Annotated in this window: 17 protein-coding genes; 16 read left to right on the forward strand and 1 reads right to left on the reverse strand. The window is 51.2% G+C overall.

Going from position 1 to position 14654, the window contains the following annotated elements; translation table 11 throughout:
• Positions 1-152: 152 nt before the first annotated feature.
• From fliS (DWB84_RS04475) to DWB84_RS04545, 15 genes are all read left to right on the forward strand, one after another.
• Positions 153-530 (forward strand): flagellar export chaperone FliS, encoded by a 378-nt coding sequence (gene fliS / locus DWB84_RS04475; RefSeq protein WP_187408527.1) that lies wholly within the window; start codon positions 153-155, stop codon positions 528-530.
• Between the two features lie 109 nt (positions 531-639).
• Positions 640-1041, forward strand: a complete 402-nt coding sequence (gene fliS, locus DWB84_RS04480; protein WP_187408528.1) for a flagellar export chaperone FliS — start codon at positions 640-642, stop codon at positions 1039-1041.
• A 184-nt stretch (positions 1042-1225) separates the two neighbouring features.
• Positions 1226-1492, forward strand: coding sequence for a hypothetical protein (locus tag DWB84_RS04485; RefSeq protein WP_187408529.1), 267 nt, complete (start codon positions 1226-1228; stop codon positions 1490-1492).
• A 33-nt stretch (positions 1493-1525) separates the two neighbouring features.
• Positions 1526-1810 carry a hypothetical protein gene (locus tag DWB84_RS04490; protein ID WP_187408530.1) on the forward strand — a complete coding sequence of 95 codons (285 nt, stop codon included), beginning with the start codon at positions 1526-1528 and terminating at the stop codon, positions 1808-1810.
• Between the two features lie 47 nt (positions 1811-1857).
• Positions 1858-3303 (forward strand): sigma-54 dependent transcriptional regulator, encoded by a 1446-nt coding sequence (locus DWB84_RS04495; protein WP_187408531.1) that lies wholly within the window; start codon positions 1858-1860, stop codon positions 3301-3303.
• 190 nt (positions 3304-3493) lie between these two features.
• Complete coding sequence (locus tag DWB84_RS04500; protein ID WP_187408532.1) at positions 3494-4153, forward strand: YceH family protein; 660 nt, start codon at positions 3494-3496, stop codon at positions 4151-4153.
• A 261-nt stretch (positions 4154-4414) separates the two neighbouring features.
• Positions 4415-5584 carry a S1C family serine protease gene (locus DWB84_RS04505; protein WP_187408533.1) on the forward strand — a complete coding sequence of 390 codons (1170 nt, stop codon included), beginning with the start codon at positions 4415-4417 and terminating at the stop codon, positions 5582-5584.
• The gene (locus tag DWB84_RS04510; RefSeq protein WP_187408534.1) at positions 5575-6576 is read left to right on the forward strand and encodes an FHA domain-containing protein; all 1002 of its coding nucleotides are present in this window, start codon (positions 5575-5577) and stop codon (positions 6574-6576) included. Before DWB84_RS04505 ends, DWB84_RS04510 begins: the two co-directional genes overlap by 10 nt.
• A gap of 4 nt (positions 6577-6580) precedes the next feature.
• On the forward strand, positions 6581-6892 hold the full coding sequence (locus DWB84_RS04515) for a DUF4156 domain-containing protein (RefSeq protein WP_187408535.1): 312 nt from the start codon (positions 6581-6583) through the stop codon (positions 6890-6892).
• A gap of 132 nt (positions 6893-7024) precedes the next feature.
• Complete coding sequence (gene htpG / locus DWB84_RS04520) at positions 7025-8923, forward strand: molecular chaperone HtpG (protein WP_187408536.1); 1899 nt, start codon at positions 7025-7027, stop codon at positions 8921-8923.
• A gap of 197 nt (positions 8924-9120) precedes the next feature.
• On the forward strand, positions 9121-10152 hold the full coding sequence (locus tag DWB84_RS04525) for an NAD(P)H-dependent glycerol-3-phosphate dehydrogenase (RefSeq protein WP_370589680.1): 1032 nt from the start codon (positions 9121-9123) through the stop codon (positions 10150-10152).
• Between the two features lie 78 nt (positions 10153-10230).
• A complete protein-coding gene (locus DWB84_RS04530) occupies positions 10231-10677 on the forward strand; it encodes a DUF4389 domain-containing protein (protein ID WP_187408538.1) in 447 nt (148 codons plus the stop codon).
• 50 nt (positions 10678-10727) lie between these two features.
• A complete protein-coding gene (gene sixA / locus DWB84_RS04535; protein ID WP_187408539.1) occupies positions 10728-11195 on the forward strand; it encodes a phosphohistidine phosphatase SixA in 468 nt (155 codons plus the stop codon).
• Positions 11196-12065, forward strand: coding sequence for an alpha/beta fold hydrolase (locus DWB84_RS04540; protein ID WP_187408540.1), 870 nt, complete (start codon positions 11196-11198; stop codon positions 12063-12065).
• Positions 12052-12942, forward strand: coding sequence for a DUF4892 domain-containing protein (locus DWB84_RS04545; RefSeq protein WP_187408541.1), 891 nt, complete (start codon positions 12052-12054; stop codon positions 12940-12942). Before DWB84_RS04540 ends, DWB84_RS04545 begins: the two co-directional genes overlap by 14 nt.
• On the opposite strand, the gene folE is transcribed toward DWB84_RS04545, so the two are convergent.
• Positions 12943-13485 carry a GTP cyclohydrolase I FolE gene (gene folE / locus DWB84_RS04550; protein WP_187408542.1) on the reverse strand — a complete coding sequence of 181 codons (543 nt, stop codon included), beginning with the start codon at positions 13483-13485 and terminating at the stop codon, positions 12943-12945.
• A gap of 238 nt (positions 13486-13723) precedes the next feature.
• Here folE and prmB point away from each other — a divergent pair, with 238 nt between their 5' ends.
• Complete coding sequence (gene prmB, locus DWB84_RS04555) at positions 13724-14641, forward strand: 50S ribosomal protein L3 N(5)-glutamine methyltransferase (protein WP_187408543.1); 918 nt, start codon at positions 13724-13726, stop codon at positions 14639-14641.
• Positions 14642-14654 lie beyond the last annotated feature (13 nt).

Here is a 14654-nt window from a genome sequence, read left to right on the forward strand (position 1 = left end):
CTCTCGTCTGGCTTTCCCGCCAGCGGTAGAATTTTGCCGCTTTTCGCTGGGTCGGTCGTCAGTATAAAGCTTCATCTCAGGGCTAAAGTTTCCCGGAGGCCCGTCGATAACCAAGATGTCACTGATCATCCAATAGCGGAGAGAGACATCTCGTGAATACCCAAGCTGCATTGAAGTCTTACGCCAAGGTCCAATATCGAGCCAATGTTGAAATTGCGTCTCCGCATCGTCTTATCGACATGCTGTACGAAGGGGCAATAGAGCGGATCGTACAGGCCAAAGGCGCTATGGAATTTGGCAATGTCGAGTTGAAAGGTGCCAAGATCAACAGTGCAGTCAGCATTGTTGGCGGTTTGCGTGAAAGCCTCAACACCGATGAGGGCGGCGAGCTGGCCATGAATCTCGACAATCTTTATGTATATATTCAGAGCCTACTGAGCACAGCTCATTTGAAGAATGATCCGAAGAAATTGGATGAGGCTATAACCCTTCTCAGTGATCTACGCTCTGCCTGGAAACAAATCGGTTGATCTCTCGGGCGGCTGTTCGGCCGCCTTTGGCATTATCTCTGCATTATCCCTCCTGAAATTCAAAAAGCGGCAATTTCCCGCCGCTTTCATAAACTGCAGGAGATAATCCATGGCTGTTGCTCAAACCAAAGCGGCTTCTTTTATTCAAGAACATTCCGAAGAGATTTCCTCTCATCGTGTTATTTCCCTTTTGATGGACGGTGCGCTCGAGCGTATTGAGCAAGCGCAGCAGGCCTATGCCGATAAAAATATTGCAGATCTTGAAGTGTTGGTCGGTAAATTGGTGGCCATCATTAATGGTTTGAGAAATTGCCTGAATATGGATGCCGGAGAAATTGCCGTCAATTTGGATGCGCTATACGAATATATGGTTGAGCGCATAACTCTAGCGACAATGGAAACATTGCCCTCAGTGTTGGCTGAAGTGGATGGGCTTGTTGGTGAAATCAAATCGGGTTGGGATCAAATGGATTTTTCAGCGATTCCAGCAATGGAAACGAATGTTGCCTAATTGACGCTGCAGAAATAGCCCAAACTGATATTTAAGTTCGCAAAATAAAAGCGGCAAAATATTGCCGCTTTTTTGTGTTTTCTCAATTTTTTAAGTTTTTTCTGCAAATTCATTTTTAATTTTTCTCAAGTTTTTAAGCTCTTTGCCGTTAACTCCTTCAGTGATGCTAATTCTGGAGTTTGCCATGAGCCTTGTTTCCCTCAGTCATCTTTCCCTGGTGCGTACCCGTCGCGAAATGGAAAAATCTTTTGTTAATCAGGATTGGGACGCGGTGAAAGATTGGGATCAATTGTTGGCTCAGCAGTTGACTCAGGCATTTGACGATCCAAACCACGATCCTAAAATGCTGGTTGGTGAAATGGAGAAAATTTTGGCGCTTTATTCGGATATGGTGCGCCGTCTCCCCGAGGCCACCATTGAAAACTGGCTTTGCCCGGAACAGGCTCGCTAAACAGCGCTTATACAAATGGAGTCGTAATTATTTTTGATCTTTTTATTAAAAGCCCAGGTTGATCTGGTAGGTGAACGCTTCAGATCGGCTGGGCGGACCAAGTCGGGAAGTATAGGCAAGGAAAAGGGAAGTTGCCGCCTGTCCAATCCTCAATCGAGTCAATTTCGTTCATCCTGCATCCTTTCTCTCCTCAGCGCCGCCATTGATCGCCAGAAATTTGACCACTGGCGAGGCTTTGACTATTACTTACTGTGGCTGTATAGCCGCGCCGAAAAAGGTCAAAAAAAAGGCGCGTTACTAATGTTTTTGATCGCGTAGAGCGTTTCGCTTCTGCTGACCACGTGATCCTTCTGAGGCAATTTTGCATGCTGGATGACAAGCGCATTCTGGTGGTTGAGGACAATGCGGCTGTTAGGCATGACCTTTTGGTCATTTTAAATTTTCTGAGTGAAAATGCGGTTGCTGTGGATTTTGCTGAATGGAACCGCTTTCCCGAGAATTTGCGTCAATTGGCACCGGATATAGGTGTCGTTATTTTGGGACACACCGAACAGGCAAGTGATCTTCAGTCCGAGTTGAAAACGGTGCGTGAACGCTTTGGCACCACGCCTGTTGTCACTTTGGGAAGTGGCTATCCGGATGATTGCGCCGAGGCGGAAAGTTCGCTGCGTCAGCGAGTCATTGCCACGCTGGAGCTTCCCTTATCCTACAACTCCTTGATGGATGCACTGCATCGGGCACAGCGTTATCGCGAAGCGCTGGCGCTTGCAGAAAAGTCACACGAAAAACGACCCGTCCATCTGTTTCGCAGTTTGGTAGGCACCAGTCGCCATATCCAAGCGGTGCGGGCGATGATGGCGCAGGTTGCTGATAAAGACGTAACGGTTTTAATCGTGGGAGAGTCGGGCACTGGTAAAGAGGTGGTTGCCCGAAATCTTCACTATCATTCTCCGCGTCGTGATAAGCCATTTGTTCCGGTGAATTGCGGCGCTATTCCTGCCGAATTATTGGAGAGCGAACTTTTCGGTCATGAGAAGGGCGCATTTACCGGTGCGATTAATTCGCGCGCAGGCCGTTTTGAAATGGCCGAAGGCGGAACATTATTTCTTGATGAAATTGGCGATATGCCCCTGCATATGCAGGTGAAAATTCTGCGGGTATTGCAGGAAAAAACCTTTGAGCGTGTCGGTGGCAATAAAACCTTTCAAACCGATGTGCGCATCATCGCGGCGACGCACCGCAATTTGGAAGAGATGATTGAAAAAGGCCAATTTCGCGAAGACCTTTATTACCGGCTCAACGTATTTCCCATTGAAATGCCTTCGCTGAAGGATCGGGCCGAAGACATTCCGTTGTTGATCAATGAATTAGTTTCGCGCATGGAGTCGGAAAAACGCGGCTCGATTCGATTTAATTCCGCAGCCATTCTGTCCCTCTGCAATCATTCCTGGCCGGGTAATGTGCGCGAACTGGCGAACCTGGTGGAACGCATGGCGATCATGCATCCGTACGGTGTTATCGGTGTGCAGGACTTGCCGCCGAAATACCGCCACGTGCAAATTGAAGAAGATTTTCCCGTCGAAGAAGTGCGAGAAAGTTCGGGCGGCCCAAATGTGGTCAGTATGAGTGACCGTGTGTTATTACCGGAAAATGGTATTGACCTGAAGGAATATATTAACGGTCTGGAGCAAAGCTTGATTCAGCAGGCTTTGGATGACAGTGGTGGTGTAGTGGCAAGGGCAGCCGAGCGCCTTGCAATGCGACGCACTACGCTGGTGGAAAAAATGCGCAAATACGGCATGCAGCGTTAGAGACTTCTGTGAGCAATAGTATCGGCATGACCTAACAATATTGCCGATGCTATGCCAGAATTGTCGATGGTTTATCAACTGTCTATTGCCAGCCATCCAGGCAATGCCATAGCATCCGGGCGCTAGGATTTTCCTTATTTTCTATAGTATCGGTGACGCACGTCGGCGATACATACTTGGACGTGGCAATATGAAAGAACTCTCTCTTTATGAAACCCGCATCATTGGGTCCTTGATCGAAAAATCCCTTACCACCCCCGAACAATATCCTCTCTCCCTCAACGCTCTCACCAACGCTTGTAATCAGAAAAGCAATCGCGAACCCGTTCTGGAATTGGCTGAGGCAACGGTACAAGACACGGTAGACGAACTGGTCAAGGCGGGACTGGTAACGGCGCTGACGGGCTTTGGCAGCCGTGTCACAAAATACCAGCATCGTTTTTGTAATACTGAATTCAGTGAGTACAAATTTTCGCCACAGGAGCTCGGCATTATTTGTGTTTTGTTTTTGCGCGGTCCACAGACACCAGGCGAATTGCGCACCCGTACCAATCGGTTGTGCGAGTTTAAAGATGTGCAAGAAGTGGAAGTAGTACTTTATCGCATGATGAATCGCTCTGAGCCGCTGATTGCCAAGCTTCCTTTGGAACCGGGTAAGCGAGAGTCCCGCTATATGCACTTGTTCAGCGGTGACGTGGAGCAAGCCTTAAAAGCCATACCTCATTCAACGCGCGCTGAAGCAGGCGGGGAGGGGTTGGCGGAAAGGGTGACAACGCTTGAACAGCAGGTCGCCGATCTGCAAGCTGAAGTAGCGTCCCTGCGCCAATTGCTGGATGATTTGACCTCCTGAACCTCCCGCTCTTGTTGAGGTCCGTTAAACCCGTCGCAGCACAAGTCGGGATAGATGCGTGCATTTTGCTCCTTCCCCTCCTGTGCTAACCTTGGTCACTTCATCAAAGCGGGGCTTCCCTTGGCTGTGCTGTCATCAAAAACCTCTGCTCTTTTTTCGGTATTCTTGTCCGTTATTTTTTGTTTAGCGTTTGGCGCAAGCGCGCAAGATTCTGAAGAATCCCTCTCGCCCGACAAGATTTTTTCCAGCTTGGAACGTTCGTTGTTTCAAATCCGCATCATTGAGAAAAAGTCCGGTAGTCAAGTGGCTCTGGGCAGCGGTTTTCTGGTGGAAGGAAATCGCCTTGCCACCAACTATCACGTGGTTTCGTCGGTGGTCATGGATGCGGAAAAATATCGCATCGAAGTCGAGGTGGATAAAACCAAACAAAGTCTTTCGGTATTAACCGCGGATGTCGTAAACGATCTCGCGCTGTTGGAATTCGCTTCCCTGCCGGAAAATTTACCGCCAGTTTTTAAATTGGCGCAAAACATCCCACGCAAGGGCGAAGTTCTTTACTCTCTCGGCAACCCCCATGATTTGGGCATGACCATAGTTGCTGGCAATTACAACGGACTGGTTGACGATAAATTTCTCGATCGTATCCACTTCAGTGGCGCCATCAATTCAGGAATGAGTGGTGGTCCGACGGTCAATCGACGTTCGGAAGTGGTGGGTATCAACGTTGCGTCCGCGGGCAACCAAGTCGGCTTTTTAGTGCCGGTAAAAGCGCTCAGTGCACTGTTAGCCCGCGCCCGAGATCTGCCGGAAAATTACCGTCTTTTGGAAGATATGGCTAACCAGATTGGCAATCTGACCGATGCCATGCTTGAGGAAATGCTCAAAGGTGAATGGAAGAGAGAGGAAATGGGGCAGGTGATGATTCTCGGCGAAGTGGTCGCCTGGCTCGAATGCTGGGGTAACAGCGATTACGACAAGGAGGCATTGACTTTGGAGATCGCCCGCGGCTGTAACAATGTTGATACGGTTTACGTCAATCGCGATTTCACCACAGGTTTCTTCGAATACGAGTATTACTACTTTGAGGCGGAAGAGTGGTCTCCACCGGCGTTTTATCGCCATTGGCGAGCCAATACCGCAGGAGCCAGGCCTGGAAACAAAGCAGGTAAGGACAATGTGGAAAATTATTCCTGTGTCGACCGCATTGTCACCACTGCGAATCCTGACAACGAAAAATCCATGCGGCGGCGTCTCAGTTATTGCGTGCGTCCTTACAAAGAACTCAAGGGACTCTACGATGTTTTTTATATGGGGGCCACCGTAGATCAGGACAATCGCGCGGCAATGGATCACTTCACTCTTGCTGGAGTGAGAGCTGACGCAGCTCAGCGTTTCCTTGCGCGTTTCGTTGAGGTGATGTCATGGCGCTAGTGGTACAGCAGGTAAATCGCGCTGGCGCGGTTATTTCGACACAGAAATTTCCGGGGCATCGAATTGTGCTGGGCAGAGCATTGGATTGCGATGTCATTCTGCAGGATCCTCACATCGAGCCTCATCATTTGGTGATAGAGCAGGATCCCGTGACTGACCGATTGTCCGCAACGGATCTGTCTTCGCTCAACGGCTCCTGGCGTATCGAACAGAACCGCCGTGGCGTGCTCGGGCACAAGAAAACCAAGCTGACTGCAAACAGCCCGTTTTTTTCCGGCCAAGTGTTCGAGTTGGGACGCAGTCACGTGCGTATTTGTTCTGAGTCCCATACCGTTGCGCCTGCGATTCCGCTGTCGCGCTGGGAGGCATTGGGACATCGACTGTCGCATTGGTGGGTTTACGGGACTTTGGTGATTTTGTTGATTGCCTTGCAGGTCTGGGATTCGTATTTGTCGAATCCGGAGCGCAAAAAATTATCCCAATTCCTTCTTAGTGCTTTGTATCCGGTGTTGGGTGCTGTGGTATTTGCGGGTATTTGGGCATTTATCGGCAAGAACATTCGCCACGACACAAAATTTTCCACCCACTTGAGTACTGCTTTGGCAGCCTTGCTGGCGGTGGCAGTGTTCGAATTTATTGCGCCTTATTGGGTTTATCACTTCGGGGTGTGGAACTGGCAGGGAGGGAGCGTCACCCTGTTCACTGCCGCGACTGTTTTTGCGCTGGGCTATATGACGCTCAGTTTTGCCACCCATTTGGTGGGGCTGATGCGGGTGGGCGTTGCCGCTGTTGTGCCTATGGTGTTGTTGATTCCTATGTTGCTCGAAATTCTCGGGCAACCTGAATTCAATTCGTCACCGCCTTACGACCGGTCAATGGTCGAGCCGGCAATGCAGTTTCGCAAGGCAACCGATGTGGCTGAATTTATTGAGGCCAGCGAAAAACTATACCAACAAGTTTCCGATCAATCCGATCAGTCCATTGGAGAGTAAACATATGAAGAAAGTGATCATCCTGGCCTTGGCTGCTGCTGTATCGACCGGGTGCACTTGGGTGAAGCCTTCAGCCAAAAGTCATGAAGTTGCCTTACTAACACAGGACCGAGTCGTTAACTGTGTGAAAAAAGGTGTCACTACATCCAAGACTTTGTCCAAAATCGTCATCATTCCTCGTTCAAATGACAAAATGTTCAGCGAGCTCGTCATGCTGGCGAAAAACGAAGCTGTTGTGCTCGGTGGCGATGCCATTGTTGCCGAAGGTGTAATGAGTGAAGGCAGTCAGACATTCGGTGTCTATCGCTGCAAATAATGCTCCGCTCTATCCGTCTTACCTATTAGCTAAATAGCTCTCCGCCGGCTTGCCGGCGGTTGAAAAATCCCATCCCATCCCCATCTTGGCCTCCATGTTTTTAAAAAGGCATTCACTAAGGAGCCAAGATATATGACTGCTGCCGTCGCCAAAGAAACCCGTGGATTTGCCACAGAAGCCAAGCAGCTTCTGCACCTGATGATTCACTCCTTGTACTCCAACAAGGAAATCTTCCTGCGTGAACTGATATCCAACGCGTCCGATGCGGCCGACAAACTCCGCTTTGAAGCCTTGGAAAACTCCAGTCTGTATGAGGATGATCCCAACCTCCGCATCCGCGTTTCCTTTGATAAAGACGCCAACACCATCACTATCGAAGACAACGGCATCGGTATGAGTCGGGAAGAGGTGATTGAGAACCTCGGCACCATTGCCAAGTCGGGAACTGCGCAATTTATGGCCAAACTTTCCGGCGATCAGAAAAAAGATGCGCAATTGATTGGCCAGTTCGGCGTTGGTTTTTATTCCGCATTTATAGTGGCCGACAAAGTGGAAGTGTTTACCCGCCGCGCGGGAGCGCCCAAAGATCAGGCAGTCCATTGGGTCAGTACCGGTGAAGCGGAATACACAGTCGAAAATACCGAAAAGGCGAGCCGCGGAACTCAAGTGGTTCTGCATTTGCGCAAAGGTGAAGAAGACTTTGCCGACGGCTGGCGTCTGCGTTCCATCATCAAAAAATATTCCGATCACATTTCTCTGCCCATCGTGATGGAAAAACAACGCTTTGGTGACGAAGCGGAGAAAAAAGAGCCGGAAGACGAAACCATCAATAAGGCGACCGCGCTCTGGACTCGTTCACGCAGCGATATCACGGATGAGGAATACAAAGAATTCTACAAACACATCAGCCACGACTTTTTGGATCCGCTGACCTGGAGCCACAATCGGGTCGAAGGCAAGTTGGACTACACCTGCTTGTTGTACCTACCTGCACGCGCACCTTTCGATTTGTACAACCGTGAAGCGGCGCGCGGACTGAAGCTTTACGTGCAACGCACCTTCATCATGGATCAGGCCGAACAATTCCTGCCGTTGTACCTGCGTTTTATTAAAGGTGTTGTCGACTCCAACGATTTGTCATTGAACGTTTCGCGCGAAATTCTGCAGAAAGATCCCAATGTCGACAGTATGAAGTCAGCGCTGACGAAACGCGCGTTGGATATGTTGGCAAAACTTGCCAGCAACGAAGAGGAATACAGCAAGTTCTGGAAAGAGTTTGGTCAAGTCCTCAAAGAAGGACCGGCAGAGGATTACGCCAACAAAGAAAAAATCGCCAAGCTGTTGCGCTTCTCCACCACTCACACGGATTCGCCAGAGCAGAACCAGTCGCTCGATCAATACATCTCACGGATGAAAGAAGGGCAGGAAAAGATTTATTACGTGGTGGCGGAGAATTTCAACACTGCGAAAAACAGCCCGCACCTGGAAATCTTCCGCAAGAAGGGCATCGAAGTGCTGTTGTTGACCGACCGCGTCGACGATTGGCTGATGGGCCATCTGATGGAATATCAGGACAAGCCGTTCCAGGATGTCAGCAAAGGTGCGTTGGATCTCGGTGCTATAGAGACGGAAGAAGAAAAGAAAAATCAGAAGGAAACAGAAAAACAATTCGAAGGCATGGTAGGCCGCATGAAAAATGCGCTTAAGGACCTCGTCGAAGATGTGCGCATCACCCATCGTTTGACCGATTCACCGGCCTGTCTGGTTGTTGGTGAACATGATATGGGCGCGCAAATGCGCCGCTTGTTGGAATCGGCGGGGCAAAAAGTCCCGGACACCAAGCCCATTATTGAAATCAATCCTGAACATCCCTTAGTGGTCAAACTGGATCAGGAAGCCGACGAAGACCGTTTCAATGAGCTGGCGGCGGTATTGTTTGACCAGGCGACACTGGCGGAAGGCGGTCACTTAAAAGATCCCGCCGCCTATGTTCAGCGTCTGAATAAATTGCTGCTCGAGTTGTTCCGTTGAGTTGGGACGACGCTAAAAAGGCGTGGACTCTGCTCCACGCCTTTTTTATTGCCTGCAATTTAACCGAATTTGTTTAGGCTCCCGGCAGCGGCTTGTCGCTATCATAAGGGTCTGATAGTTTCTCGACGCCGCACCTGCTTCGTAGGCCGCACGTGGGCACAACTGGAACACATTAAAACGAGGGTTCGAGATTGAGTATTACTAACCCAAATTCAGCGGAGAATCGGGTACAAAAAGTCGCGGTATTAGGTGGCGGCAGTTTTGGCACTGCGCTGGCCAATATCGTTGCTGCCAATGGTCACGCGACAACTTTGTGGTTTCGTGATCGAGAGCGCGCCGAAACCTGTGAACGTACGCGGGAAAATGCCAACTATCTTCCCGGTTATCGTTTGCACGACAACTTGCGTATCTCTGCGGATTTGGTGGAGAGCCTGCGCGATGTCAATGTGGTTGTCGTAGTAATACCCAGCCAGTCCTATCGCGAAGTCGTTCGCCAGGCGGCACCCTATATTCGCCCGGGCACCATGGTGATCAGCGCGACTAAGGGAATAGAAGCTCCTAACTTTACCTTGATGAGCGAAATCCTCGCCGAAGAACTGAAAAATGTGCAGATCGGGGTTTTAAGCGGGCCCAACTTCGCGAAGGAAATCGTCCAGAACCAGCACACCGGCAGTGTGATCGCCAGCGACAGCGATGACGTGCTCGCGGTCATCCCGAAAATGTTTTCGTCCAAAACCTTTCGGGTCTACAAAAGTCGCGATAGGTTTGGCATAGAGCTCGCTGGTGCTATCAAGAATATCTACGCCATAGTGTGCGGGATGGCAGCTGCCTTGGGCACAGGCCATAACACCCACGCAATGATCCTGACACGCAGTCTGGCGGAGATGGGGCGCTTCGCTAATAAGCTCGGAGCGAACGCCATGACCTTTTTAGGTCTTGCCGGGGTTGGTGATTTAATTCTGACCTGTAGCTCGGATTTGAGCCGCAATTATAGAGTTGGCTATTCGCTCGGCAGCGGCAAAACCCTGGAACAGACCTTGGCGGAAATTGGTCAGGTTGCAGAAGGTGTCAACACGCTGCAAATCGTCAAAAAGAAAGCTGACGAACTCGGTGTCTATATGCCGCTGGCTTCCGGTCTGCATGCCATTCTGTTTGAGGGGGCTGATATTGGCCGCGTGGTGCAAGGTCTGATGACAGGTGCCATGGCAAGTGATGTGGAATTTATTTGACCTGAAGCGGTTTTCGCGACACTGTACCTGAATGAGTTTGAGTCAATAACAAAACGACTAGAGAAAGCGGGGAATTTTATGGATCCACAACTCAAATCCAACCTCACCAGTTCCAAACACTGGATTCGCTTGATCTACATGCTGCTGTTCGCATTCTTTTTGTACGTGGCATCGCTGGTGGTGGGGGCGTTGGTAATCGTGCAATTTATCTTTGCCTTGATTACCGGAACCGATAACAAAAAGTTACGGGATTTTGGCTGGAGCCTGACCCAATATATCCATCAAGTTTTGCTGTTCCTAACCTTCAACAGCGAAGAAAAAGCTTTTCCTTTTTCCGACTGGCCAGCTCCGCCGGCAGGTGAGCCAGAGAAGCCTACTGAAGTTGTGGTTACCCCAGCAGCTCCCGTTGCCGAACCGGTGGTTGAACCCGAGACTGCGGAAAGTCAGTCGACCATTATTGTCCCTCCGCCAGGTACGGGCACGCTCAATGATGGTGATGAAGGCGAAAATAAACCATCCAATTGACGCTCTGCGTCTGCCTTACATCATCTAGATAAAAATAAAAGGGTGCGTGTATGGAAGTGTTTTTATTGCGCCACGGCTGTGCGGAGCCGTCGGCCGCCAGAGATCGGGACCGCAGGCTGACGGCGGAGGGGCGGGAGGAGTTGCACCGGGTTCTTCGCGATGTCTCCGGGGAATTGGCAGTTGTTAATCGCGTCTTGGTAAGCCCTTATGTGCGCGCGCAACAGACCAGCGATATTGCGATGGAGTATCTTCCCCATCTCTCCAGCAATCACAGGCAGACGCTCGATTTTCTGACTCCCGGCAGCAACCCGCAGCGCTTGTTGGATTGGCTTGCCGGGCAGCCGGACGATCTTTGCGCGCTCTTTGTGACTCACCAACCCCTGGTCGGCACCCTACTGGATGAACTCTGCGGCTTTGAGACCGGTCGATACAGAATGGGAACGGGGGCATTGGCGCATTTGCATCTGCCGTTGGTAGGCCGCGGACTGGCCGATCTGATTTTTCTCAAGCAGCCCTAAATGACATTTTCTGAGCAGACTTTTGCGGTCGGCGGCTTACATCTGAATGCGAAGCGTTGGGGGACTCCTGGCGGCCTACCGGTCATCGCGCTGCACGGTTGGCTCGATAACGCAGGTTCCTTCGATTTTTTAGCCCCGGAGCTCAAAGGCTGTGACCTGATATGCCTGGATTGCGCCGGCCACGGAAAAAGCGACCGCCGGCCCCATTTGGGCGCCTACAACGTTTGGCAGGACGTTGCCGAAGTTTACGCAGTGGCGGATTATCTCGGCTGGGCGGAATTTAATCTGGTCGGCCACTCCCGCGGTGCCATGATCTGTTTTCTTGCTGCAGGTACCTTTCCCGAGCGGATCAAAAATCTCATTCTTATCGAAGGCGTTTTCCCGCGCACCGCGCCGCCGGAACAGGCTCCCCAGATTCTGGCGGAAGCCATTCGTTCCATTCGCCTTGCTGTGACGCGCAAGCGCCATCACTACTCCGCTTTTGCGGATGCTGTTGCCACGCGGACAAAAGGCACCTATCCGGTGGCCGAATGCGACGCTGAGCGCTTGGCTCTTCACGGTGTGCTGGAAACCCCCGACGGCTTTACCTGGTCCTATGATCCGAAGCTGCTGGCGGGTTCCGAGGTGCGCTTAACTATTCCGCAATTGTTGGCTTTTCGCGACCAGATAACGGCTCATACGTTAGTAGTCCTGGCAGATAAAGGCCTGCTCCTTGAACAACCGGACGTACTCAATCTGTTCAGTCCCAACTGGCGGGTTGAAACCTTAAAAGGCGGCCACCACCTGCATATGCACGAGCAGGCACAGGCCGTCGCTCATCTGATTAACCGACATTTTTCGATAACAGGAGAAGTTTTTGAGAGTCTTTAGTTTGCTACTGATCTTCAGCTTGGCAACGAGTGTGATGGCGGCTGTTCCTTACACCCCGAATTCGGATCTTGTACTCAGCGGTCGAGTGGTATTCCAAACACAGCCCAGTGTCGGTGAGTATCAGTTGGTGCTCAGTGCAATTAAAAAGGTCAATAATCAGTGGCGCGCGAAGCAGGAATTTAAATCGCACGCGCTTATATCCCGTCTCACCGTAGAGCTCGACGAGCGCATCCCCTTTACAGATGCCCGGCGCAAGCTCGAAGAAGACATGGAAAAAGCACAGAATTTTACCGTGCTGTTTCAATGCTTTGGCTTGGATTGTGGCAGCAGTAATGGCTGGGCGAATGAGTTTTTGCGGGTCAAACAGCTCTACGGACTCGATACCAGTCAGTTTTATGCGGTGCAAGTCGGCTTGGACAGCCAGCGCAGAGAAACCTATGTCGTCTGGTATCTGGTACAGCGCGGCAATGGCCGCACCTATCTGCAACAGGATGTCATTCATGCAGGTCCGGATGCGGGTGTCGGCAAATCCTTCGCGCCGGATGTGTGGTGGGAGCTGCTGTCCGACAAAGGTTATTTCGTCCTACCGGGCTTTGCGCTGGCGGGTGATGAGGTCACCGTCTCCGGGGAATCCATTGATTTGCTAGCTTCCCTGTTGGATGCGCATCCAAAGGCGACTGTGCGAATCGTAGGACACGACTACCGCGCAGGCGCATTTGCTGAGCGCGAGCGCCGCTCGCAGTTCTACGCGCAAAAAGTCCGCGATTTACTGGTGGCAAAAGGTGTAGCGGCGAGCCGCTTGTCTGTCCATGGTCTTGGCCATCTGGCGCCGGCCGGAAAGGTCGAGCCGGCGCGTGTGGAAATCGTACTCGACTAGTTACGACTTGATCAGAGAAAGGAATTCCGTACGAGTGGCGGCGCTGGTGCGAAATGCGCCGTACATGGCGGAAGTTTTCATGGACGAATTCTGCTTCTCAACCCCGCGCATCATCATGCACAAGTGTTTTGCTTCAATGATGACCGCCACACCTGCAGCGCCAGTAACCGTTTGAATGGTTTCCGCGATCTGATGGGTCAGTTGTTCCTGAATCTGCAAGCGGCGCGCATACATATCAACAATTCGCGCAACTTTGGACAGGCCGAGCACCATTCCTTGTGGTATATAACCCACGTGAGCGCGGCCAACAAAAGGCAGCAAATGGTGTTCGCACATGGAGTACAGCTCTATGTCCTTGACGATGATCATGTCAGTGGAATCCGACGGGAATAGCGCGTTGTTGACGACCTCTTCAATTGTGCGCTTGTAACCGCTGGTCAGATATTCAAACGCCGCTGCGGCGCGCGCGGGCGTATCAACCAGGCCGGGGCGGGTAGGGTCTTCGCCGATTTGCGTAATAATTTGGCTGAAAAGGTCTTTCATGGTGCTCTCTCACAAGGCTCGCTGAGCGATTACTCGGTAATAACAAAAAGGGACGTACCCTACGTTATACCCCGGCCAAAAGAAAGTGAAATTTAACCGGTGGAAGAGGGTTTTTTCGATGAAATGCGGTTGGTTCGTCTGGCGCTGACGATCAAATTTCTCAGGAACTCGATGTTGGTGCTCGTGGCAGGAGCGTTTTCCGCTAGAATGCGACCTTTTTTAGACCGGTGGGGGACACATGGGCGAGCCGATCATCAACGAGTTGCTATCCGTGCGCGACTGGATCCGTTGGGGTGCATCCGAATTTCAGCGCGCCAATTTGTTTTACGGACATGGAACCGACAATGCTTGGGATGAAGCGGCGCAGATCATTCTGTGGGTCATCAAAACCCCTTGGGAGCGCCTCAATCAGATCGTCGATACCCGCCTGGTCACGGCGGAAAAGCAGGAGATCCTGGCGCTCTTCCAGCAGCGTATCCAGAAGCGAACGCCTGTGCCTTACCTGACCGGCACTGCGTTCTTTGCCGGACTGGAATTTAAAGTCGACAGCAATACCCTGATCCCTCGCTCACCCATTGCCGAGCTGATCGAAAAAGGCTTCCAACCCTGGCTGATCGAAGAGCCGGAATATGTGCTGGATCTCTGCACCGGCTGCGGTTGCATCGGTATTGCGGTCGCTTCCGTATTTCCTTCGGCGCAAGTCGATATCAGCGATATTTCTACCGAGGCGCTGGCGGTAGCTGAAGAGAATATTGCCAAACATCAGTTGGAAGGTCGTGTCACCCCGATTGAATCCGATCTTTTCGCAAATATTCCTGGCTGTTATGACCTGATCGTATCCAATCCGCCCTATGTCGATGCGGAAGATATGGCCTCGCTGCCGCAGGAATATCACGTAGAGCCGCGTTTGGCGCTGGAATCAGGTGCGGACGGTCTGGATTTTACCCGTCGTTTATTGGCTGAAGCGGCTGATCACCTCAATGACAATGGTGTCCTTATAGTCGAAGTAGGCAACAGCGCGGCGGCGTTGGAAGCGCAGTTTCCTGATGTGCCGTTTACCTGGATTGAGTTTGAGCGCGGTGGCCACGGCGTTTTTCTGCTGACCCGGGAACAACTGGTTGAGCACGCGGCAGATTTCAAGCAGAAACTCCTATAATGCGAAGTTTTTC

The organism is Saccharophagus sp. K07, assembly GCF_014336955.1.
Lineage (GTDB): Bacteria > Pseudomonadota > Gammaproteobacteria > Pseudomonadales > Cellvibrionaceae > UBA5868.